This is a genomic window from Mycolicibacterium iranicum (assembly GCF_002101705.1).
GTDB classification, from domain to species: Bacteria; Actinomycetota; Actinomycetes; order Mycobacteriales; family Mycobacteriaceae; genus Mycobacterium; species Mycobacterium iranicum.
In genome coordinates, this window is the sequence record NZ_LQPC01000051.1 from 1 (window position 1) to 23215 (window position 23215).

At 64.5% G+C, this 23215-nt stretch carries 20 protein-coding genes and 1 pseudogene; 12 read left to right on the forward strand and 9 right to left on the reverse strand.

The window, feature by feature from the left end; translation table 11 throughout:
• Positions 1-389: 389 nt before the first annotated feature.
• The 7 genes from AWC12_RS25135 to AWC12_RS25165 are packed head-to-tail and all read left to right on the forward strand — an operon-like array spanning position 390 to position 6180.
• A complete protein-coding gene (locus AWC12_RS25135) occupies positions 390-932 on the forward strand; it encodes a carboxymuconolactone decarboxylase family protein (protein WP_085177889.1) in 543 nt (180 codons plus the stop codon).
• A gap of 5 nt (positions 933-937) precedes the next feature.
• Positions 938-2260 (forward strand): aromatic ring-hydroxylating oxygenase subunit alpha, encoded by a 1323-nt coding sequence (locus AWC12_RS25140; RefSeq protein ID WP_024448264.1) that lies wholly within the window; start codon positions 938-940, stop codon positions 2258-2260.
• Positions 2253-2582, forward strand: coding sequence for a hypothetical protein (locus tag AWC12_RS25145; RefSeq protein WP_085177775.1), 330 nt, complete (start codon positions 2253-2255; stop codon positions 2580-2582). Before AWC12_RS25140 ends, AWC12_RS25145 begins: the two co-directional genes overlap by 8 nt.
• Before the next feature lie 2 nt (positions 2583-2584).
• Positions 2585-3829: a metal-dependent hydrolase family protein gene (locus AWC12_RS25150; RefSeq protein WP_085177777.1), complete on the forward strand. Its 1245-nt coding sequence runs from the start codon at positions 2585-2587 to the stop codon at positions 3827-3829.
• On the forward strand, positions 3813-4241 hold the full coding sequence (locus AWC12_RS25155) for a nuclear transport factor 2 family protein (protein ID WP_085177779.1): 429 nt from the start codon (positions 3813-3815) through the stop codon (positions 4239-4241). Before AWC12_RS25150 ends, AWC12_RS25155 begins: the two co-directional genes overlap by 17 nt.
• Positions 4238-5365 carry an acyl-CoA dehydrogenase family protein gene (locus tag AWC12_RS25160; RefSeq protein ID WP_085177781.1) on the forward strand — a complete coding sequence of 376 codons (1128 nt, stop codon included), beginning with the start codon at positions 4238-4240 and terminating at the stop codon, positions 5363-5365. The genes AWC12_RS25155 and AWC12_RS25160 overlap by 4 nt, the downstream gene beginning before the upstream one ends.
• Before the next feature lie 35 nt (positions 5366-5400).
• Positions 5401-6180 (forward strand): acyl-CoA dehydrogenase family protein, encoded by a 780-nt coding sequence (locus AWC12_RS25165; RefSeq protein ID WP_036465708.1) that lies wholly within the window; start codon positions 5401-5403, stop codon positions 6178-6180.
• Between the two features lie 159 nt (positions 6181-6339).
• Here the strand turns inward: AWC12_RS25165 and AWC12_RS25170 are convergent.
• Positions 6340-7121 (reverse strand): annotated as a pseudogene (locus AWC12_RS25170) (enoyl-CoA hydratase).
• Between the two features lie 164 nt (positions 7122-7285).
• On the opposite strand from AWC12_RS25170, the gene AWC12_RS25175 reads away from it, so the two are divergent.
• The 4 genes from AWC12_RS25175 to AWC12_RS25190 all read left to right on the forward strand — a co-directional run bounded on the left by AWC12_RS25175 (position 7286) and on the right by AWC12_RS25190 (position 11918).
• On the forward strand, positions 7286-7999 hold the full coding sequence (locus AWC12_RS25175; RefSeq protein ID WP_081660099.1) for a TetR/AcrR family transcriptional regulator: 714 nt from the start codon (positions 7286-7288) through the stop codon (positions 7997-7999).
• Positions 8000-8236: 237 nt separating this feature from the next.
• The gene (locus AWC12_RS25180) at positions 8237-9445 is read left to right on the forward strand and encodes a cytochrome P450 (protein WP_085177783.1); all 1209 of its coding nucleotides are present in this window, start codon (positions 8237-8239) and stop codon (positions 9443-9445) included.
• 47 nt (positions 9446-9492) lie between these two features.
• Positions 9493-10329, forward strand: a complete 837-nt coding sequence (locus AWC12_RS25185; RefSeq protein ID WP_085177785.1) for a mycofactocin-coupled SDR family oxidoreductase — start codon at positions 9493-9495, stop codon at positions 10327-10329.
• Between the two features lie 149 nt (positions 10330-10478).
• On the forward strand, positions 10479-11918 hold the full coding sequence (locus AWC12_RS25190; protein WP_085177890.1) for a WS/DGAT/MGAT family O-acyltransferase: 1440 nt from the start codon (positions 10479-10481) through the stop codon (positions 11916-11918).
• A 1-nt stretch (position 11919) separates the two neighbouring features.
• On the opposite strand, the gene fadD12 is transcribed toward AWC12_RS25190, so the two are convergent.
• Together fadD12 and AWC12_RS25200 are read right to left on the reverse strand one after the other, a co-directional pair.
• Positions 11920-13521: an acyl-CoA ligase FadD12 gene (gene fadD12, locus AWC12_RS25195; RefSeq protein WP_036465706.1), complete on the reverse strand. Its 1602-nt coding sequence runs from the start codon at positions 13519-13521 to the stop codon at positions 11920-11922.
• A 23-nt stretch (positions 13522-13544) separates the two neighbouring features.
• A complete protein-coding gene (locus AWC12_RS25200; RefSeq protein WP_234814155.1) occupies positions 13545-14342 on the reverse strand; it encodes a lysophospholipid acyltransferase family protein in 798 nt (265 codons plus the stop codon).
• A gap of 61 nt (positions 14343-14403) precedes the next feature.
• Between AWC12_RS25200 and AWC12_RS25205 the strand changes: the two genes are divergently transcribed.
• A complete protein-coding gene (locus AWC12_RS25205) occupies positions 14404-15465 on the forward strand; it encodes an NAD-dependent epimerase/dehydratase family protein (RefSeq protein WP_085177789.1) in 1062 nt (353 codons plus the stop codon).
• Here AWC12_RS25205 and AWC12_RS25210 read toward each other — a convergent pair.
• From AWC12_RS25210 to AWC12_RS25235, 6 genes are read right to left on the reverse strand one after another with little or no spacing between them, the layout of a single operon-like run.
• Complete coding sequence (locus AWC12_RS25210) at positions 15462-16268, reverse strand: SDR family NAD(P)-dependent oxidoreductase (RefSeq protein WP_085177791.1); 807 nt, start codon at positions 16266-16268, stop codon at positions 15462-15464. The two genes, AWC12_RS25205 and AWC12_RS25210, sit on opposite strands and share 4 nt — an antisense overlap.
• A 10-nt stretch (positions 16269-16278) precedes the next feature.
• The gene (locus AWC12_RS25215) at positions 16279-18696 is read right to left on the reverse strand and encodes a CaiB/BaiF CoA-transferase family protein (RefSeq protein ID WP_085177793.1); all 2418 of its coding nucleotides are present in this window, start codon (positions 18694-18696) and stop codon (positions 16279-16281) included.
• Positions 18697-18703: 7 nt separating this feature from the next.
• Positions 18704-19663 carry an enoyl-CoA hydratase/isomerase family protein gene (locus tag AWC12_RS25220; RefSeq protein ID WP_085177795.1) on the reverse strand — a complete coding sequence of 320 codons (960 nt, stop codon included), beginning with the start codon at positions 19661-19663 and terminating at the stop codon, positions 18704-18706.
• On the reverse strand, positions 19656-20798 hold the full coding sequence (locus tag AWC12_RS25225) for a M24 family metallopeptidase (protein WP_085177797.1): 1143 nt from the start codon (positions 20796-20798) through the stop codon (positions 19656-19658). The genes AWC12_RS25220 and AWC12_RS25225 overlap by 8 nt, the downstream gene beginning before the upstream one ends.
• Complete coding sequence (locus AWC12_RS25230) at positions 20798-22045, reverse strand: M24 family metallopeptidase (protein ID WP_085177799.1); 1248 nt, start codon at positions 22043-22045, stop codon at positions 20798-20800. The genes AWC12_RS25225 and AWC12_RS25230 overlap by 1 nt, the downstream gene beginning before the upstream one ends.
• A complete protein-coding gene (locus AWC12_RS25235) occupies positions 22042-23211 on the reverse strand; it encodes an amidohydrolase family protein (RefSeq protein WP_085177801.1) in 1170 nt (389 codons plus the stop codon). Before AWC12_RS25235 ends, AWC12_RS25230 begins: the two co-directional genes overlap by 4 nt.
• Positions 23212-23215: the final 4 nt, after the last annotated feature.

Below are 23215 nucleotides of genomic sequence, written 5' to 3' on the forward strand. Positions count from 1 at the left end.
TCCTCGTTGTGCACCAACCGCGGCGCCTCATCCAAATACTTCTTCGACAGATGATTCTTGAACATGTCCGGCGGCTCGACGATGTGATCATCCACGCTGATCAAAATCATGTCATCTCGGTTCACGGGACCATTCCTCTCGTCCGCACGGCCGTGCGCAGCGGGCATGCGATTCGGGCTGTTGTTCTCCTGCTAAGGAAACTATCTTCTCCATCAGCGAGAATCAATGTGTCCAACCGACAACATGCCTGGCAGGCAGCGTCAATCGGACTTTCCGGAGGCCCCTCACGCTGGAGCCCCTGACCTCGGACGTTGACGACGTCGCCGAAAGATGGAAATCTATTGGCGAAATATGAGAACCTGATTCTCATGAGCGAGAGGAGGTTGGCGGTGAGACTTGCCCCACTGCCCGCCGATCAGTGGGACGACAGCGTCACCAATGCGCTGAGCGGACTCATGCCTCCGGAGCGGCACAATCCGGAAGCGACGGGAAATCTGGTGGCCACATTGGTGCGCCACCCCCAGCTCACCAGGGCGTTTCTGCGCTTCAATTTTCACCTGCTGTACGGATCGACGGTGCCGGCACGCATCCGCGAACTGGCTGTCCTGCGGGTCGCGCGCCTGACCAACTGCGAGTACGAGTGGCGCCACCACGTCGACATGGGGCGCGAGGCTGGACTCTCCGACGACGAAATCGCCGGTATCGAACGCGGCGAGCTGTCCGACGACCTCGACCGCGCCGTGCTGTCCGCCGTGGACGAGCTGCAGCACGACTCGGTCGTCTCCGATGCCACGTGGTCGGTGCTGACGGCGCATTTCGACGAGCGCCAACTGATGGATCTCGTCTTCACGATCGGCTGCTATGGCTCTCTGGCCATGGCGATCAACACCTTTGGCGTCGAACCCGACGTCAACATGGAAGCAGAGAGGTAGCCACCGTGGCATTTTTCAAGAAGCCCGATGTCGGCAGCTGGACCGAGAACTGGCCCGAACTCGGCACTGCTCCGGTCAACTACGAGGACTCCATCGACCCCGAGCACTGGAAGCTGGAGCAGCAGGCCATCTTCCGCAAGACGTGGCTACAGATGGGCCGCATCGAGCTGATTCCCAAGAAGGGCAACTACATCACCCGCGAGTTGCCGTCGGTGGGACCGGGCGTGTCGATCATCATCGTCAACGACGGCGAGCAGATCCGGTCGTTCTACAACCTGTGCCGGCACCGTGGCAACAAACTGGTATGGAACGACTACCCGGGCGAGGAGACATCCGGGACCTGCCGTCAGTTCGTCTGCAAGTACCACGCCTGGCGGTACAACCTGCAGGGCGACCTGACATTCGTCCAGCAGGAACAGGAGTTCTTCGACCTCGACAAGGCCGACTACCCACTCAAGCCGGTGCGGTGCGAGGTCTGGGAAGGCTTCATCTTCGTCAACTTCGACGACAACGCCGTCTCGTTGGAGGAGTACCTGGGCGAATTCGGCCAGGGCCTCAAGGGATATCCATTCCACGAGATGACCGAACACTACAGTTATCGCTCGGAGGTCAAGGCGAACTGGAAGTTGTTCATCGACGCGTTCGTCGAGTTCTACCACGCGCCAATCCTGCATATGAAGCAGGCGGAGAAGGAGGAGGCCGAGAAGCTGGCCAAGTTCGGGTTCGAGGCGCTGCACTACGACATCAAGGGCGATCACTCGATGATCTCGTCCTGGGGCGGCATGAGCCCGCCGAAGGACTTGAAGATGGTCAAGCCTATCGAACGCATCCTGCACAGCGGCCTGTTCGGACCGTGGGATCGACCCGACATCAAGGGAATTCAGCCTGACGAACTGCCGCCCGCGATCAACCCGGGCCGCCACAAGACCTGGGGGCAGGATTCGTTCGAGTTCTTCCCGAACTTCACGCTGCTGTTCTGGGTTCCCGGCTGGTACCTCACCTACAACTATTGGCCCACCGGAGTGGACAGCCACATCTTCGAGGCCGACCTGTACTTCGTGCCACCGAAGAACCTGCGCGAGCGGCTCTCCCAGGAGTTGGCCGCGGTAACGTTCAAGGAGTACGCATTCCAAGACGCCAACACTCTCGAGGCCACGCAGACCCAGATCGGCACGCGAGCAGTTCTGGACTTCCCGCTGTGCGATCAGGAGATTCTCCTGCGGCACCTACACCACACGGCACACAAGTACGTGGACAGGTACAAGGAGTCCCTCGCCAACAGCAACGGGGCTGTCGACACGAGGGAGAAGGAATCTGCACATGCCTAAGTTGCCAGAGGAATTCGCCGACCTGGAGCGGTTCAGCGACTGGTGCCTGCCCACCGAAGAGGAGCGCTACCAGAAGCGGCTCAGCTCCACGATGGACGAAATGCAGGAGCTCTATGATGCCGGCATGGCAAGGCTGGAAGACATCATGGTCTATGTGGACGCGCGCTTCCCGCTCAAGGGCATGCCCGACGACGCCAAGGCGTTGGTACATCTGGGACAGTCGATAGTCATGGTCAGCTTTCCTGTCGAGGTTTGGAAGCAGCCGCGGGTTCTGGACAGTGGTGCGGCCTACATCAAACTCATCAAGGAGCCGGTGGTCTAAGGGTGTCCTCTCCGCCACCGCTCTCGCTCAAAGCCGCGGGTTACATCGACGTCGACACCGGAGAAATCATCCGGCCCGGCGTCATCCACGTCGCCGATGGACACATAGTCGGCATCGGCGGCGAGACACCCAGCGGCTCAACCGAAATCGACCTCGGCGATTCCATCTTGCTGCCCGGCTTGATGGACATGGAGGTCAACCTCCTGATGGGCGGGCGCGGAGAGAACCCTGGTCTGTCGCAGGTTCAGGACGACCCCGCCACCCGCGTGCTGCGGGCGGTGGGCAATGCCCGCCGAACACTGCGCGCCGGGTTCACGACGGTGCGCAACCTCGGCCTGTTCGTCAAGACGGGTGGCTATCTCCTCGACGTCGCACTCGGTAAAGCCATTGCGGCGGGCTGGATCGACGGCCCGCGCGTCATCCCCGCGGGGCATGCCATTACGCCGACTGGCGGCCATCTCGACCCGACGATGTTCGCGGCCTTCATGCCGGGCGTCCTCGAGCTGACGATCGAGGAGGGTATCGCCAACGGTGTCGACGAGATCCGCAAGGCGGTGCGCTATCAGATCAAACATGGCGCTGAGCTGATCAAGGTGTGCTGTTCGGGCGGTGTCATGTCGTTGACCGGAGAGGCCGGCGCACAACATTATTCAGACGAGGAACTACGTGTCATCGTCGACGAGGCGCACCGTCGCGGCCTGCGCGTCGCAGCGCACACTCACGGAGCCGAGGCAGTCAAACACGCAGTGGCCTGCGGTATCGACTGCATCGAGCACGGGTTCCTGATGGACGACGAGGCCATCCAAATGCTGGTCGACAACGACCGGTTTCTCGTCACGACCCGGCGTCTCGCTGAGGCGATGGATGTATCCCGCGCTCCGAAAGAGTTGCAGGACAAAGCTGCTGAGATGTTCCCAAAGGCGCGGACGTCCATCAAGGCGGCCTACGAGGCCGGGGTCAAGATCGCCGTGGGCACCGACGCGCCGGCCATCCCGCACGGCAAGAACGCCGACGAACTGGTCACGCTGGTCGACTGGGGCATGCCGGCTGCCGCGGTCCTGCGCGCCGCTACCGTCGTCGCCGCCGACCTGATCAACCGCTCCACCACGCTCGGGCGTCTCGCCGAGGGCTATATCGCGGACATCATCGCCGTGCCCGGTGACCCGCTGACCGATATCACCGTTACACGGGATGTCAACTTTGTAATGAAGGACGGTAAGGTCTTCAAGAATGAGCTCACGAACTGAGGATCTCGTCGAGATCCAGCAGCTCCTCGCCAAGTACGCGGTGACGATCACCCAGGGTGACGTCGAAGGGTTGGTCGAGGTCTTCACACCCGACGGCACCTACAGCGCGTTCGGGGAAACCTACACGCTGAACCGCTTCCCCGTGCTCGTCGACGCGGCGCCCAAGGGATTGTTCATGACCGGTACCGCACTGGTGGACCTGGTCGACGGCGCCGACACCGCAAGCGGCACCCAGCCGCTGTGCTTCATCGAGCACTCCAAGCACGATATGCGGATCGGCTACTACAACGACACCTACCTGCGCACCGAAGCCGGGTGGCGGCTGAAAACCCGTGCCATGACGTTCATCCGGCGCAGCGGCGACCACGACTCCGGACGCCCCCATGCGATCGGGAGGCCCGAAGCCGGATGAGCACTGAGCTCCACGAACCCGCCGCGTTCCGTACCGCGTTGCGTGACTGGCTCGATCAAAACGATCTGACCCCGGTGGTGGACGACCACTCGCTCGAGGGCCACATCCGGCAGTTCGCGCGGGTGCAACGGGCGCTCTACGACGCCGGCTGGAGCCGCTACGGCTGGCCGGAGCACGCTGGCGGCCTCGGTGGTCCCGCCATGCTGAGAGCCATCGTCGGCGAAGAGGTCGTGGGTAGGCGGCTGGCCGAGCCGGGACCGTACTCAATGCTCGAGGTGCTGGCACCGACGATGATCGATTACGCACAACCCGAGCTGGCCGCCGAGATGGTGCCCAAGCTGCTCAGCGGCGAAGAGCAATGGTGCCAGGGGTTTTCCGAGCCAGGCTCCGGCAGCGACCTGGCCTCGCTCACGACCCGCGCGGTGAAGCGCGGAGACAAGTGGGTCATCAACGGGCAGAAGGTGTGGACCAGTTTCGCGCAGTTCTCCCACCGGTGCATCCTGCTCACCCGCACCGGCGATGCGAACACCCCTGCGCATGAGGGCATCACGGCTTTCTTCGTCGATCTGGACACCCCGGGCATCTCGGTCCGTCCACTGCGCACCATGCACGACGTCGACGAGTTCTGCGAGGTCTATTTCGACGACGTCGAGGTGGATGCGAGCCGGATGCTGGGCGAGCCCGGCGACGGCTGGAAGCTCGCGATGGACCTCCTCCCCTACGAGCGGTCCACCTGCTTCTGGCAGCGCGTGGCGTATCTGTACTCGCGTCTCGACGCGCTCGTCAACGAGGTTCGCAGCCACGGCCAAGCCATCGATTCCGACATGGGAGAGGCCTACCTGGCCCTGCACACCCTGCGCTGCCGATCCCGAGCCACCCAGCACCGGCTGGGTGAGGGCCACAAGCTCGGTCCGGACACCTCCATCGACAAGGTGCTGCTGGCCGGCGCCGAGCAACGGCTCTACGACACCGTCCGAGATCTTCTGCCGGGTGTCATCGAACTCGACGACACGGAATGGCGAACGGAGTACCTGTATTCGCGCGCTGCGACGATCTACGGGGGAACCGCAGAAGTGCAGCGCAACATCATCGCCCGCCGCCTGCTCGACCTCGGGAAGGAGTGACCGTGACCGCTCAGCTTGATCGGGAGTCGCTCGAGATGCTCGAAGCATCGTTGCGCAAGACCATGCTGTCGTCGTCGGGGCCGACGCTCGACGCGGCGCTGACAGACCTGGGCTGGGCCGAGATGTTGACCGAGGTGCCCGAGCTGGCGATCCCGCTATACTTTCGCCTGCTCGGCGAAACTGGCTCCCACGCTTCGATTCTCGTCGATGTCGTGCTGAATGCGACCGGGAATACGATTGGCGACACGGTGGAACTGCCGCTGCCGTACGCCGGCAATGCATGGGTGGTGTGGGACCGAATCAGTCCTGAAAGCCTCGACCCCACGCTCGGCGGGCTGCCATTGCGCCGAGAAGAAGAGGGTTACCCCATCCGCGTGGCCGAGGCGCGGGTTGCCGTCGGCTGGTGGCTGGTCGGCTCGGCGAGGGCAATGCTGGCGCTGGCTCGGCAACATGCACTGGACCGCACGCAGTTCGGCAAGCCGATCGCCGCGTTCCAGGCGGTACGGCATCGGCTCGCCGAGACGCTGGTCGCGATCGAAGGTGCCGAGGCGACGCTGACCCTGCCCGGGGCAGACAACCCGGACCTCACAGCCCTGCTGGCCAAGGCGGCCGCAGGGAAGGCCGCGCTGACTGCGGCCAAGCACTGCCAGCAGGTGCTCGGCGGTATCGGCTTCACCGAGGAGCACGCACTTCAGCACCATGTGAAGAGGGTGCTGGTGCTCGACGGATTATTGGGTAGCTCAAGAGAACTCACGCGACGGGCGGGAGCAGGCCTGCGCGCCCGCGGCTCCGTCCCCCGCCTGGCCCAGCTCTAGCGCCGCCGCACCGCGAGCGCGCGCGTCTGCTCGCCAACACGCCGGTGGTTGATGGCATTTCGCGCACGCTCGCAATCAGCGAGCGCGCCCTCAGTGCCGCGCTGCGCCCGCGTGTCGCTGTGCTAACACGCGCGCTCGCGGTGCGAATCGAATCGGCACCTACTTGATGTTGGCCTTCATCTCTTCGAGGTTCACCAGAACCGGCCAGCCCCCTACGCTGAGCGCGTTGCCGTGTCCGGTCTGGTGCACATCGAACACCGACTGGATCGCGGCGTAGAAGCCCTGGACGTCCAGCGTCTGGTTGACAGCGCGCTTGGCCTGGCGCAAAGCGAACGGCGGCATCTTGGCGATCTGTTCAGCCAGCGCCCTGGTCTCGCTGTCGAGCTGATCGCGCGGCACCACACGATTCACCATTCCCGTGGCTGCCACCTCGTCTGCGGTCATGGCGCGGCCGGTGAACAGGATCTCCTTGGCCTTGCGAGGCCCGAGCTCCCACGTGTGGCCGTGGTATTCCACGCCGCCGATACCCATCAACACGACAGGGTCGGAGAACTGTGCGTCGTCGGCCGCGACGATGAGATCGCAGGGCCAGCACAGCAGCAGACCACCGGAGATGCAGCGACCCTGCACGGCGGCAATCGACGGCTTCGGGACGTTGCGCCAGCGCAGGGTGTACTCCAGATAGCGTCTGGCCTCGTGCTGGATGATGAACTCCAGCGTGATCTTGTCCGGGACCGGGCCGCCCCCACGCAGATCATGGCCGGCCGAGAAGTGCTTGCCGTTGGCCCGCAGCACGATGACCGAACCTCGTTGTCCTCGGCGGCACGCGTCCACGCGGCGTCGAGTTCGTCGAGCAGTTCCGGGTTCTGCGCGTTGGCTGCTTCCGGCCGATTGAGGGTGATGGTCGCGATCCGGTCGGTCACGTCATAGTCGATGTACACGGCAGTCCTCGGGTCCGGGAGGTAGAAAATCAGCAGGTGAAGGCCGGGTAGCCCGCCAAGCCAAAGATCTGGGCCTTCTGTTATCGCCAAAATGAGAATACTATTCTCGCCAAGAGGAAGTTTCAATCTCTGACACGTTGACCGAGAGGGGGTCGAGGACCGCTATGGCAAGGCGTTCTCCGGTACAGTCAGTTCATGTTCTCCCCAGTCGGCCTGCATCTGAGCCCTCGGTGACGAATCCCAGCGAAGAGCCCGCGTGGAAGCAGCGCGCGGTCGAGCGTTCGATCAAAACCGCGAAACTGCGGGCCGCCCAGCGCGTGCAGCGCTTCCTCGACGCCGCGCAGGCCATCATCATCGAAAAGGGCAGCACCGACTTCACGGTGCAGGAGGTCGTAGACCGCTCGCGCCAGTCGCTTCGCAGCTTTTACCTGCAGTTCGACGGTAAACACGAGCTCTTGCTCGCCCTGTTCGAGGACGCCCTGAGTCGGTCGGCCGACCAGATCCGGGCCGCCACCTCCGGACAGGAAAGCCCCATCGAGCGCTTGAAGGTGGCTATTGAGCTGCTTTTCGAGTCTTCGCGCCCGGACCCTTCTGCCAAGCGGCCGCTGTTCACCGACTTCGCGCCGCGCCTGCTCGTGTCACATCCTTCAGAGGTCAAGGTGGCCCACGCACCACTGCTGGCCTTGCTGACCGAGCTGATGGAAGAGGCCAGCGAGGCCGGCCAGTTGCGCGAAGGGATCAACCCCAAGCGCATGGCCGCAATGACGATGCAGACGGTCATGTTCGTCGCGCAGTCCAGCGGTGACGGCGACGGGTCCCACCCCATCACCGCGGATGAAGTCTGGGACTTCTGCGCCTTCGGATTCTGTGCCGACTAGGGCGAGAACCCTACTCTTTTTTGGTCAGAATCACGCTCTCCTCGCAACCAGAGCGTGCTCTCATTGATTCGGTGCTTTTCACGCTGCCCGTTGTACGAGAAGATGATTCTTCACATCGGAGAGCTGCAATTGCGCCACAGGAGTTTGGCATTGACACCCGCGCGTCGGCAATGCCACAGTTGTGAGACAAATGGCAGCCCGATGTCTTACGAAGACTGATCCAGCGAGAGGGACCACGTGACGATCAGCGCTGACAACTCCGACGTGCAGGATGCGACGACGGAGGACCTGTACTACGACACGTACAACGTCGAACTCAACATGAATCCCTACCCGGTGTTCGCCCGCCTGCGGGAAGAGGCACCGCTGTACTACAACTCCAAGCACGACTTCTACGCGCTGAGCAGATACGAAGACGTCAACAAGGGCGTCATCGACCACGAGACCTTCATCTCGGGCCGCGGTGCCGTGTTGGAAATCATCAAGTCCGGTATGGAGATCCCGCCCGGGACACTGATTTTCGAGGATCCGCCAATCCACAACATCCATCGCAACCTCCTCTCCCGGGTATTCACGCCGCGCAAGGTGCAGGCTCTTGAGCCGCAGATCCGCGAGTTCACCGCGCGGTGCCTGGATCCGCTAGCGGGAACTGACCAATTCGATTTCGTCCGAGATCTCGGCGCGCAGATGCCGATGCGTGTGATCGGCATGCTGCTGGGGATCCCAGAAGAAGATCAGCGACGCGTCACCGACCACGGCGAGGCCACTCTCCAGAGCGACTCGGTGGATCTGATGGCCACCGGCGAAGTCTTCGCCGAGTTTATCGACTACCGCACTGAGCACCCGTCGGACGACATCATGACCGATCTGCTCAACGCCGAGTTCGAAGACGAAACCGGCACCCGCCGCAGGTTGAGCCGGGAAGAGCTGCTGATGTACCTGACCGTGATCGCGACCGCGGGCAGCGAGACCACCACCCGCCTTATCGGCTGGGCGGGCAAGACTCTCGCCGACTACCCGGATCAGCGCGCCGAACTGGCGGCCGACCCTAGCTTGATACCGCAGGCGATCGAGGAGATCCTGCGCTGGGAGCCGCCCGCCCTGCAGATCGCCCGCTACGTCACCCGCGATGTCGAGTACTACGGCCAGACCGTGCCCGCGGGGTCGGCGATGCTGATGCTCGTCGGTTCTGCGAATCGAGACCATCGCAGGTTCCCGCCCAACGGAGACGTCTTTGACATCCACCGGGAACTGCGTTCCCACATGACGTTCGGTGCCGGAACCCACTTCTGCATGGGCAACGCCCTGGCCCGGCTCGAAGGCCGCATCGCTTTGGAGGAGATCCTGAAGCGCTTTCCGACGTGGGAGGTTGACTGGGCCAACGCCACGCCTTCCCAGACCACCGCAGTGCGCGGCTGGGAATCCATGCCGACGTTCGTCTCCTGAAATCACCACCACCTCAACACCTCGACACCTCAAAGGACTGGAAACACATGGCAGGACGTGTAGAAGGCAAGGTCGCTTTCATCACCGGTGCGGCGCGCGGACAGGGACGGGCGCACGCGGTGCGGATGGCCCAAGAGGGCGCCGACATCATCGCCGTCGACATCTGCAAGCAGATCGACAGCGTGCTGATCCCCTTGTCCACGCCCGAGGATCTCGCCGAAACCGCCGATCTGGTCAAGAACGCGGGCGGGCGAATTCACACCGCCGAGGTCGACGTTCGCGACTTCGACGCATTGAAAGCAGCCGTCGACGCGGGCGTCGAAGAGTTCGGGAAGCTCGACATCATCGTTGCCAACGCCGGCATCGGCAACGGCGGCCAGACACTCGACAAGACCGGCGAGCCCGACTGGGAGGACATGATCGCCGTGAATCTCTCGGGTGTCTGGAAGACCGTCAAAGCCGGTGTGCCGCACATCATTGCCGGAGGCAATGGCGGCTCGATCATCTTGACCAGTTCTGTGGGCGGACTCAAGGCCTACCCGCACACTGGCCACTATGTCGCCGCCAAACACGGTGTCGTCGGTCTGATGCGGACGTTCGCCGTCGAACTCGGCGCGCAGAACATTCGCGTCAACTCCGTGCATCCGACGAATGTGAACACCCCGCTGTTTATGAACGAGCCGACGATGAAGTTGTTCCGGCCCGACCTGGAGAACCCCGGCCCGGACGACATGAAGGTGATTGGCCAGCTCATGCACACGCTGCCCATCGGCTGGGTGGAGCCCGAGGACATCGCCAACGCGGTGCTGTTCCTGGCCTCCGACGAGGCGCGCTTCATTACCGGCGTCACGCTGCCGGTCGACGGTGGCAGCTGCCTGAAGTAGCGGCGCCGACCGGGCGCCGAGAAAAGCCGCCGGCCACAGGAGATCTCCCGCGTGGCCGCAGCGGCACCTGACGGCGTTCGGGCATCTGGGCTGGTCACATTCGGCCAATCCACCGTGATCATGGGGCGCGAATGGTTGCATGGTTCACCATGAAGCGGCTCAACGGTATGGACGCCATGCTGTTGTATAGCGAGACCCCGAACCTGCACACGCACACCTTGAAGGTGGCGGTGATCGATGCAGACTCCTATGACGGCGACTACGGGTTCGATGCCTTCCGGCAAACCGTGGCCCGCCGGCTCCACCTGCTCGATCCCCTGCGTTACCGGTTGATCGACATCCCCGGGCGGCTGCATCACCCGATGTGGCTGCAGGACTGCCCGGTGGACCTGGACTACCACCTTCGACGCGTCCAGGTGCCCGCACCGGGTGGGCGTCGCGAACTCGACCGAGTCATCGGGGAAGTCGCCAGCGCACCGTTGGACCGCAGCAAGCCGCTGTGGGAGTTCCACTTCGCCGAAGGGATGGCCGATAATCGCTTCGCCCTGATCGGCAAGGTGCATCACACGCTGGCCGACGGGGTGGCCTCGGCGAATCTGCTTGCGCGACTCATGGATCTGGTTGACATGCCCCAGGACGAGCGTGACCAGCCGCCGCCCGCCTGTGCGGAGCCGTCGGCGAAGGATCTGCTGTGGGATGCGCAGGTCGACCATCTCCGGAACATCGCGGAACTGCCCGGTCTGCTCGCCGACGCCGCACGGGGAATGACCCGGTTGCGCAGACGCGCCAAGGAACGCCGCACGATCCCCGACCTGGCCAAACCGTTCAACGCACCGCCGACTTTCCTCAATCACGTGGTTTCGCCTGTCCGAACCTTCGCCACCGCCACGCTGTCGCTTGCCGAGATCAAGGAGACGACGAAACACCTTGGGGTGACGTTCAATGATGTCGTCCTGGCCGTTGCCGCCGGTGGGCTTCGCGAGCTGCTGATGCGCTACGACGGGAGGGCAGATCGTCCCCTCATGGCGACGGTTCCTGTCGCGACGGATAAATCGACCGATCGAATTACCGGCAACGAGATCGGCGGAATGATGGTGTCACTTCCGGTCCACATCGACGATCCGCTGGAACGGGTTAAGCTCACGTCCGTGGCGACGACCCGCGCCAAGGAGAACAACGAGCTGCTCGGCCCCACACTCCAGGGCAGGATGCTCGAGTACCTGCCGCCCCCGTTGGCGCCCGCGCTCTTTCGAGCCCAAGCCAAGCGCGCCGACCACAACCGGCTGATGAACGTCGCGATCTCCAATGTCCCCGGACCCAGACAGCGCGGACACATCGGCGGCGCCCCGGTCAGCGAAATCTACTCTGTCGGCGTGCTTTCCGCGGGCAGTGCATTCAATATGACGGTGTGGAGCTATGTCGATCAGCTCGACATCGCGGTGTTGACCGACGACCGCACATTCGCTGATCCGCACGAATCCACCGACGCGATGGTGCACGCATTCGACGAGCTGCGGCGTGCGTGCGGTCTGCCGCCCGCGAGCTCCGTCGACACCGCGATGGCACCGGCACCCGCCGGCGGCCGCTGACTCAGCGACCGAGCAGTTCGTTGCGAAGGATTTTGCCGGTGCTTCCGCGCGGCAGTTCCCCCAGCATCGTAATATCGCGCGGCACCTTGTAATTGGCCAGATTGGCGCGCACATGCGCTTTCAGATCGTCGACGGTCGCCGCGCCGCCGTCGGTGAGCACGACGAACGCGGCCAGGCGCTGGCCGTATTCCGCGTCGTCGACACCCAGGACGGTCGCCTCAGCCACCTCCGGGTGGGCTACCAAGACCTTTTCGACTTCGATCGGGTAGACGTTCTCCCCGCCGGAGACGATCATCTCGTCATCGCGTCCGACCACGAACAGTCGACCCGCGTCGTCGAGATAACCCATGTCCCCGGTGGCCATGAACCCGTCATGGAAGTCCTTGGTGGAACCCGAGGTGTAACCATCGAAAAGCGTTCCGCTGCGGACGAATATCTGCCCCACCTCGCCTGCGGGCACCTCGCGCTGGTCGGCATCGAGAACGCGAAGCTCGGTACCGTCGGCGGGCTTGCCCGCGGTGTCCGGTGCCGCGCGAAGGTCTGCCGGCGTCGCCGTGGCGATCATGCCGGCTTCTGTGGCGTTGTAGTTGTTGTAGATGACATCGCCGAACTGGTCCATGAATGCGGTGACGATGTCGGGGCGCATCCGCGATCCCGAGGCCGTGGCAAAGCGCAATGACTTGCCGCTGTAGCGATTGCGCACCTCATCGGGCAAGTCCATGATGCGGTCGAACATGACCGGGACGACGGCAAGACCGGTTGCGCGGTGGCGGTCGATCAAGGCGAGTGTGGCGGCCGGGTCGAACTTCCTGCGGGTGACGATGGGGCAGGCCAGCAACGCGGCGAAGAGCAGTTGCGAGAAGCCCCAGGCGTGGAACATCGGCGCGGCGATCACAATCGGTTCCTCGGCACGCCACGGGATCCGATCGAGGATCGCCTTGAGGTCCCCGGAGCCCCCGCTGCCCGCAGAACGCTTGGCGCCCTTTGGACTTCCCGTGGTGCCCGACGTGAGCAAGATGATGTCACTCTTGCGGGTGGCCGGCTCAGGACGGTGCCCGAGGTGGTTGCCGATCAGCGATTCGATGGTCGTCAGATCGCCGTGGTCACCGTCGACCCACCCCAGGATCTTGACCACGTCCGGGGTGTCCTGGAGTGCGCGGTCGACGGTCGCCGCGAACTCCTGGTCGTAGATCACGACGTCGGCGCCTTCACGCGCGATGACCTCCGCCATCGCCGGTCCGGCGAAGGACGTGTTCAGCAGCAGCACATCCGCGCCGATCCGGTTGGCGCCGACAAGCGCCTCGACGAAGCCCCGATGGTTGCGGCACATCACGGCGACGGTCGCCGGCGAGCCGGCAGTGGGCTTGAGCGGTTCGTGCTTCTGGAGTGCGACACCGAGCGCGTCGCAGCGGTCGTCGAGCTGCTTCCACGTCAGAGTGCCGAGCTCGTCGATGATTCCGGGGCGGTCGGGGCAGCGCGCTGCGGCAGCCGCAAAACCGACAGTCGCGGTCAGACCGGCGCGGCGCATCGCCAGCCCCATCCGCAGATAGCGGTCGGGGCGCATCGGCGCGATCAGCCCGGCCCGCCACAGGGTCGCCAGCATGCCGAATTGATCTGCCACGGGCCTCAACCGATTACCGGGAACCGGCGCTTGCGGGACAGATCGTCGAGGGCGGTCTGCATCACCGAGCGCACGTGGTGGTCGACCTCGTCGATATCCGGGTTCTCACCGAACGTCGCGGTGATGTCGATGGGCTCCAAAACCTGGGTCACGATCTTCGACGGCAGCGGGAAATTCGGCGGGAAGATCACCGAGAGACCGAACGGGAATCCGACGCTGACCGGCAGGATCTCCATGCGCGCCTTGGTGAGGCCGATGCGGCGCGCGATGGAATCGCCCCGGGTGAGGAACATCTGAGTCTCCTGCCCGCCGATCGACACCATCGGCACGATGGGCACCCCCGCGTCGATTGCCGTGCGGACGTAGCCGGTACGTCCGGCGAAGTCGACCTTGTTGGCCGTCATCGTCGGGCGATAGGAGTCGTAGTCCCCGCCCGGGAAGACGAGCACCACGGCGCCGTCCCGCAGTGCCTTACCGGCATTCTCGCGGCTGGCCTCGATGACGCCCGCGCGACGCAACAGGTCACCGAGAGGGCCGATGAAGACTCCGTAATGCGCCAGCGTGTACAGCGGGCGATCGAACCCGAATCGCTTGTAGAACTCGGGAGCGAAGATGAGGACATCTGGAGTCAGCATGCCACCGGAGTGGTTGGACACCAGCAGCGCGCCTCCGCTTTCCGGCATCGAAGCCAGACCACGAACCTCGGCACGGAAGTATCGTCTGATCAGCGGACCGACCCAGCCCGTCACCTGGCGGGTGAACCCGGGGTCCCATTTGGCCGTCTCGGCGCCCTCGTCCGACATGGTGACGGATATGCTACTCTCGCCTGAGGAGAATGTCATATCCGCAGCTGGGAGGCCATAAATGACGGGTACGGTGCTCGTCACCGGCGGCTTCGGTCTTGTGGGTTCGGCCACGGTGCGACGACTCGTCGAGCTCGGCCGCACCGTCGTCGTCGCCGATCTGGAAACACCTGCCAACCGTGCCGCCTCCGAGAAACTGCCACCGAGCGTGTCGGTCCGTTGGGTTGACCTGACCAACGCCGATCAGACGGCCCGCCTCGTCGGAGACGTAGCACCGTCAGTCATCATCCATCTCGCTGCGGTCATCCCGCCGGGGATTTACAAGAACCGAGCACTCGCCCGTCGCGTCAACGTCGATGCCACCGCGACGCTGGTCAAGATCGCCGAAGCCCAGCCCACTCCCCCTCGGTTCGTGCAGGCGTCCAGTAACGCCGTCTTCGGCGCGCGCAACCCGCACAAGGCGACCGGCCCGGTGACCGCGGACATGCCGATGAGGCACTCCGATCTGTACAGCGCGCACAAGGCCGAAGCAGAGTCGATCGTGCGGGCGTCGTCGCTCGAATGGGTCGTGCTGCGCCTCGGCGGTGTGCTGAGCGTGGACCCGAAGGCGATTCCGTTCAACGCGGACGCCCTGTACTTCGAAAGCCTGCTGCCGACCGACAACCGGATGCACAGCGTCGACGTCCGTGACGTCGCATGGGCTTTCGCGGCCGCGACCACCGCCGATGTTGCCGGTGAGATTCTGCTGATCGCGGGCGACGACTCTCACAAGCAGCAGTACGGCGACATCACCCCGGCACTGGCCGGAGCTCGCGGCTTCAAAGGCGGGTTGGCACCGGGACGCAAAGGCGATCCCGACGACGACGATGCCTGGTTCGTCACCGACTGGATGGACACCACCCGCGCTCAGGAAGCACTGCAGTTTCAGCACTATTCGTGGCAGGACATGATCGACGAGGCCGCCCGTCAGGCGGGTCCCTCGAAGTATGTGCTGCCGCTCGTGGCGCCCCTGGTGCGCGCCGTTCTGAAGCGTCGGGGAGCCTATTGGAAGCAGCCGGGCCAATACGCCGACCCGTGGGGCGCCATCAAGCGCAGACTCGGTGATCCGTCGCCGGATTCCTAAGCGGATCCCAGCGTCGGCGTGCCGGTGCCCGGGTGAAAGTACCAACCACCCGCGGCTTCTGTACCGCCGTCGACGTGGATGGTCTGACCGGTGATGTAACTCGCCATATTGGATGCGAGAAATACTGCTGCAGATGCGATTTCGTCGACATGACCGACTCTTTGCATCGGGATGCCGTCGGCCAGCCCGCCGGAGAGGTCGCCGATGGCCAGGTTCTGAATCCCCTCGGTCATGGTGAGGTCGGGCGCTATTGCGTTGACGCGGACGCGGTGCGGCGCCAGCTCGAACGACGCGGTCTTGGTGTAGTTGACGACCCCTGCCTTGGCCGCGGCGTACGCGGCGTATCCCGGCGCGGCGCGGCCGCCTTCGATCGAGGTGATGTTGATGACGCTGCCGGGCTGTGCCGCGTCGACCAACCGGCGGGCCACCCGCTGCGTGCACAGAAGCACGTGACGAAGATTGCTGCGGTACAGAGCATCCCAGCCGTTCTCGGAGGTCTCCAGTAGCGGTGAGTGAAACGTGCCGCCCGCGTTGTTCACCAGGATCGAGACGGTGCCCAGCTCCCCTTGGGTGCGGTCGAGGGCCGCGTCGACTGCAGCGGCATCGCGGACATCGGTCTCAATACCGAGTCCGCCCACCTCCTGCGCCGCCTGGACGCATGTGTCGGGATTTCGCTCCCAGATGGCCACCGACGCTCCGAATGCGGCCAGGCCCTGTGCGATTCCTCGCCCGATGCCCGCTCCGCCGCCGGTGACGACGGCGACGCGGCCGGTGAGAAGGATGTCCGACGGGGCGATCGCCATGACAGGCAGGCTAGCGTGCCGGCGATGTGCCGATGACGCCATCGGCCTCAAGTTGGGCGATCTCGTCCTGTGTCAGTCCGAGCTCACCGAGCACCTCGTGGTTGTGCTGGCCGAGCAGCGGGGCCGGCGCGGTGTGCACCCGCTCCGGTCCGCGCGAGCTGCGGAACGGCAGCGTGCTGTGCGGGGTGGTCGGGTTGACGGGATGTTCCACGGACTCGAAGAACCCGCGGAAGGTCAGCTGAGGGATTTCCGTCTGCCGATGCGGCTGCAACACCTTGGCCACCGGGACTCCTGCGCCCCACAGTGTTTCGACGATCTGGTCGCGGGTGCGCTCGGCGCACCACGCCGACAGGTGCTCGTCGATCAGATCATGGTGTGTCCGACGCCCCTCCGCGGTCGCGAGCCCACTCATGGTCGCCCACTCCGGCTCTCTCAGCGCGCAGCGCAGTCTCGACCATTGTTCGTCGGTCGCGACAGCGATCGCCACCCAACTGTCGGAACGGCCGAACTCGTCGATCTCGTTGGACAGATACAGGTTCTGCGGCGCGGCCGCGGGTCCGCGATTGCCGTCGCGCTGAAGCACCGCTCCGTAAGCGGAATACTCGATCACCTGCTCAGCGGCAAGATTGAGTGCGGCATCGACCATCGCCGCCTCGATCATCGACCCTTCACCGGTGCGTCGGCGGTGTTCGAGTGCCAGCAGAATCGCGTTGAGCGCGTGGATCCCGGCGTTGGGATCGCCAACCGAGTACGGCTCGAACGGGTTCAGGTCGGGATAGCCGGTGAGCCAGCTGATCCCGGCCGCCGCCTCGATGACATAGGCAAACGCCGGGTTGTCGCGCCATGGACCGTCGAGACCGAAGCCTGGCATCCGTACCATCACGACGTCCGGCCGAATCGCCTGGACGACCTCATAGGTCAATCCCATGCTCTCCAGGACGCGCGGCGTGAAGTTTTCGACCACGACGTCGGCCGTCCCGATCAGCCGTTTGAGGATGTCCCTGCCGGTGTCGCCCTGCAGGTTCAGCGTGAGGCCGCGCTTGTTGGTGTTGAGGCCCGAGAAGATAGGCGACTGCTCCCACCACCGGTCCTCGGTGACCGGGATGCCTGCGATCAGCCGGGTCCCGTCCGGGTGGCGGGTGGACTCGACGTGGATCACGTCGGCACCCAGCATGGCGAGCAGGTGGGTGCAGCTCGGACCGGCCCAGAAGGTGGTCATGTCGACGATCCGCAAACCCTCGAATGGCAACCCGTCGCTTGTCCGCGGAATAGCATTCCCGGTTGCCGATCGGCCGGAATCGCGACCAGGAATGCTATTCCGCGAGCGGTACAGGTCGGTGTGCTCGCCCAGGCGCGGCGCGGGTTCCGGGGGACGCAGCATCGCCGGGGTGGTGCGGTACGGAGGGGCCGGCTGGGTGAACCCGTCGCGGGGGTTGACGACGAACGACTGGCGCGTCATGTAGTGGTCGAGCTTCTCGACGTTCGCACCGTTGGCAACGGGAGCATTGGGGATCCTGAACGCAGTCGCCAAATCTCGGATCTCGTCGACAGTCTGGTCGGCGACCCACGCGTAGAGCTCCTCGGCCTTCTCGTTGGCCTGCTGTGTGATCGACAACGGCGAATCCTCGTCGATCCATTCCACGTGTCCGGTCATCGCGCACAGGTCGAACCACTGCTGAGCCGTGCCGCAGCCGATGTCGACCAACCCGTCCTTGGCGCGGGCGATACCCGGGACAGTCAGCCTGCGCGCGTCGCGCCATGGGCGGCCAAGCATCTCGAAGTAGCTCACCGGGTAGTAGGTGAGGCCCAGGATCGCAGTCTCCAGCATGGACAGATCGATCAACTCGCCGCCACCGCGCATTCTCGACGCCAGAGTCGCCGCGGTCGCATAGGCACCCGCGAGGTACTCCCCGACCTGTCCGCCGACGTAGACGGGAGCACGGTCAGGCGTGCCGCGTCCCAGACCGACGATTCCGCCGGACCACGCCTGCAGCGTGAATTCCGTTGCTGGAAGGTCGGACCAAGGACCCTCGAGACCGAACGCAGTGAGCGCGGTGACGGTCAGATGCGGATGACGCGCGTGGACCGCGGCGGGGGCGAAGTCGGGGTGGCGGGCCGCACCCGGCCCCTGCGACCACACGACCGCATCCGCATCCGCGAGTAGCGCGTCGACGAATTCTGCGTCGGTGGCGGGGTCGGCCACCACCGAGTGCTTGGAGCAGGCCAGAAACGAGAACAGCGCGCCGTCGTCGCCGTCGATGATAGCCGCCCCCGACGCCGACCAGCCGCGTAGCGGATCGCCCTCGGGCGCCTCGACTTTGACCACCGAAGCTCCGCCGTCGGCGAGCAGTTTGGTGCAGTAGGCGCCGGCGATCCCACTGGACAGGTCGACGATGACGTAGCCGGTAAGCGCTGGCACCGCGGGCACCGAATCCCTAGTCACTCTTGGCCCGGTTGCGCTTGCTCAACCGGAATTCAGGTGGGAACTTGCTGTCATTGTCGTTGACTGCCGCCGACAAACCGCTGTCGATGGATTCGAACATGTCGAGGTCGTCGTCGCTGTCGTTCGCCACGCCGTTGCCCATCGACTCGAAGAAGGCCGACAGCAGGCTGCCCATGTACTCACCCTGCTGTTGTTTGAACACCTCGAAGAACAGCTTCTGTTGAAACACCGTGTCCACCGGCCGGTTTCGCGCACAAGCCAACGCGTACTTCTCGACTTCGGCCTCCAGCTGATCGCGCGCGACCACCTTGTTCAAGAAGTTGCAGTCGTACATCTCCGCAGCGGTGAACGGACGACCGGTGAACACCATCTCCTGGAACTTGCGCAGACCCATCATCTGCACCCAGGTCCACATTCGCGGACCCCAGCCGTGGTAACGGAACGACGGGTGACCGAAGAGTGCATCGTCGGAGGAGATCACCAGGTCGGCGTCGGCGCACTGGTAGAAGTGCCAGCCATAGCAGTAGCCCTTGGCTTCGACGATGCTGATCTTCTTGAAATCCTGCAGCGCACGGTTCCCCGCTTGAGAATTGGCGTACCAGGCGCTGATCGTGGCACCGTTACGGAACGTCCCCTTCGGCGGATACGCGACCTCACCGACCCCGTCATCCTCCAACCGCAGTTCTGCCAGCCGCGCGGCCGGATTGTCGTTGCCCTCCATGAACTCCGGCAGATCGGCACCGCTGCCGAGGTTGTCTCCGGCTCCCCGGATGATGACGACCTTCACATCGTTGTCCGTATTGGCGGCACGCAAGATGTCGGCGTACCGCAGCCGGGCCATGGACGTCGGAGCGTTGAGGAACTCGGGCCGATTGAACGTGATCGTGGCGATCTTGGTCTTCGGGTCCTTCTCGTAGAGGATGATCTCCTCCGGCGACGGCCGCTCAGCCATGGACCGTCCCCATCACCGCTGCCGAGAACGACGGGCTGGAGGTCAGCACCTCGGGGCCGTCATCCTTGATCAGGACTGCATCGCGGCTGAAAACCGCGCCGAGGCCCGGTTCCCACACATACGACGTGACGGCCAGCACCGTTCCTGGGTCGAGCCGCTCGGCAGCGGACGTGGCAGGCAGGTCGGGCGAGATCACCGGCGGGTCGAAACCCAGACCCAGCCCGTGGGCCACCGGTATCGGTGGGAGTGCCTCTCCGGCAGCCTCATAGGCGCTCAGCAGGTCACTGGCGGGCGCACCGGGACGACACGCATCGCGGAGCCGCTGCCACAGATCGTCCGAACGCCGATACAGCTTGTCGGCACCCTGGACTTCGCCCACCGGCCAGGTCCGCCCGACCTCGCCGACATAGCCATCGGCCAGCGCGCCGGCAGCCAACGCCACCAGGTCGCCCTCGCGGATCCGGCCGTCACGGCGGCCCACTCGCCACGAATGCTCGGGCGAGGTGATCCAGACGCCGTCCTGGGTGGCCGAGGTGCTGAAGCCGCCCGCTGCCATCGCCTCCATCAGGACGCCGTTGAGGGCCTGCTCGGTGATTCCCTCGGTGAGCTCGGAAACTGCTGCGGCAAGCCCGCGTTCGGCTACCGCCAGAGCTCCCCGCAGAACGCGCAATTCGTCGGGGGTCTTGCGACGCCGCGCCGCCTTCATCGCGGTCTCACCGTCGACGAACTCCGCCTGCGGGAATGCCATCGGCAGCAGCTGACCGAATGTCGGAGACATGGCGTCGGTCCCCACGCGGCGGGCCTCGGCTGCGCCGTCGATGTTCTTGAGCACCTCGATGAGCGTCATCGGGTTCCAGGCCAGACCGTAAAGGTGGTCGTGGCCGATCTCCTCGGGGATGCCCTCGTCCCAGCTGCTGTTGAGGTGAATGTCCCCGGTGGCTCGGACCAGGACACAGATTGGCGCGAACGGCCGGGTACCCGCGACCCACAGCTGCGGAGCGCCGGTGACATATCGCACGTTGGCCTGCCTACCAAGCACCAGGACGTCGAGATCCTCGGCTGCCATCTGGGCAAGCACCCGCTCGCGTCGTCCGACACGCAGCGCCGGGTCGTCTGGAACGATCTCGTCGGCCATCAGATTCTCCCGTACGGGGCGTAGGGGCAATCGGTGATCGATTCGTATCCGTCCTCGGTGATGACGACGATCTCCTCACTGCGGTACCCGCCGGTGCCGTCCTCCCAGATGACAGGCTCGAGCACCAGTAACATCCCCGCCGGGAACACGAAGTTGTCGTCGAACTCCTCGCCGAGATCCGTTCCGATCATCGGCATCTCGGCGGCGTTGGTGCCGATGCCGTGGCCAAGGTAGAAGTGCGGTAGCCACGGCTTGGCACCACCGTTGGCAGCGATCGCCGCGCGGGCCAGATCACCGGATGTCGCGCCTGCCTTCGTCACCGCCAGCACGGCGTCGAGGACGTGACGCCACTGCGCGAACTGTGCCTCCTGGCGGTCCGTGGGTTCGCGTCCCACGATCCAGGTCCGCCCCCAGTCCGAGCAGTAGCCCTCGTACGTGATGCTGATGTCGGTCCACAACACGTCGCCCTCGACCAACTCCTTCTCCGTCGGCAACAGCGGCAACGCCAGGTCGCCGGTGGTGGTCCACACCGCGCCGCTGTCCCGCGTGGTGGGCATCACCTGCCAGATGGCCTCGATCATGTTCGTGGTGGCGCCGAGTTCGAAAGCCCGCCGCACGAACTGGGCGGACAGGTCCATCTGCCGCACGCCGGGAGCCAGCGATCGGTACACGTCGGCCACTGCTTGTTCGGTGATGCGGCATGCCTTCCGGACCGCGGCGATCTGATCGACGGTCTTCACGAGCTTGGCGGGGCCGATGACCTGAGCCGCGTCCGACGGTGGGCCGGCGGGAAACAGCCGGCCTGCGGCCCGCCGCATCGCTCCGGTCAACTCGTCGACCGCAACAGCCGCACCCGCCGGCACCAAAGAAGCCAGCACCGTAGCGAAATATTCGACGCCTTCGTCGAATTCGAGATAAAGCGGGCCGTGGACGTGGTCGGCCGGCACTTCGGTATCGAATGCGCTGCCTTCCCGGAACGGCATGAACAGGTGGGGGTGCTCGTCGTCTGCCAGCACGACGGCGACCGGTCGCTCGACGTGAGACAGGCCGGCGTCGAGAAGCGGCCAACTCGCCCCCGTCGCATACACAACGTTGCCGTTGCCGAGCAGGATCAGCGCGTCGACCCCCCTAGCGCTCATGGAATCCCGCAAACGGGAACCACATTCGCGATACATGCGATGGCGGTCGGGCAAATCGGGAACGTCGAGCAGCGCAGTGCCGCCCGAGGTGGTGAGGGTCGCGGTCATCGCAGACCCAGGAATTTCTGCACGTTGGTGCTCACGATCTTCACCGCAGCCTCCGGTCCGACGGCCGCGACGACGGATGCCAGAGATTTCTCCGAGTATCCGAACGTGCTCTCGTTGTGCGGGTAGTCCGAGGACCACATGACGTTGTCGACACCGATGCGGTCGATCAGCTGCAGGCCGAGCGGGTCGACCATGAACGACGCGCTCATGTGATTGTCCCAGTAGTAGCTGACGTCGTGCTGCAGTTCGTGATTGAACATGTGCCGGTAGGAGGCGAGCATGTGCTCGGCGTCCTGCAGCGCAGTGGGGACCCAGGCGATGCCACCCTCGAACCATCCGACCTTCAGAGAGGGGTGCCGGTCGAGGATGCCGGAGAAAACATACTTGGCGAACTGCTCACGGAACGAGTCGACGTTGACCATCATGCCGACGACCACGCTGTTGTTCTGGCACGGCGTCTTCGGCGGCGTCTCGCCGATGTGGTGGCTCACGGGCAACCCCGCCGCCTCGATCTCGTCCCACACCGCGTCCATGCTGGTGCTGCCGTAGTCATAGATGTTGCCCTCGTCGTCCTTGCCGGGGTTCAGCGGCAGGAGGAACGTCTTGAGCCCCAACGATTTCAATTCCGCAAGGGTGGCTCGAGTTCCAGCAGGATCCCACCAGTTGATCAGGCCGACGCCGTAGAAGTGTCCGTTGGAGCGCTCCTGCAGATCGGCGATGTGCTCGTTGTAGATGCGGAACACCCGCTCACGCAGGCTCTTGTCCGGGTAGTGGAAGAGCGCGAGAACCGCATTCGGGAATGCCAGCTCCTTGTCGATGCCGTCTTCTTTGAGCTCCCGCATGCGGGCCTCGATGTTGTTCGACGCGGCGCCGGCGAGGTCGTCATACTGCATCAGCACACGGCCGAAATCACCGCCGGTCCAGGCCTTGCCCTTCATGCCCACCATGTAGGCGCCGTCCTCGTACCAGATGCGCGGGGCGGCGCCCTTGAGCTCTTCGGGGAAGCGCTCGTAGAAGATGTCGTCGGCGACGGAGATGTGGTTGTCGGCCGAGAAGATCACGGTGTCCTTGGGCAGACCGACGACGCCGCCGGTGGAATGACCCTGACGGTTCTTCGGGGCGCCGAAGCCCTCCGGCGGATACAGAGTGGCTGTTGCTGTAGACATGTGC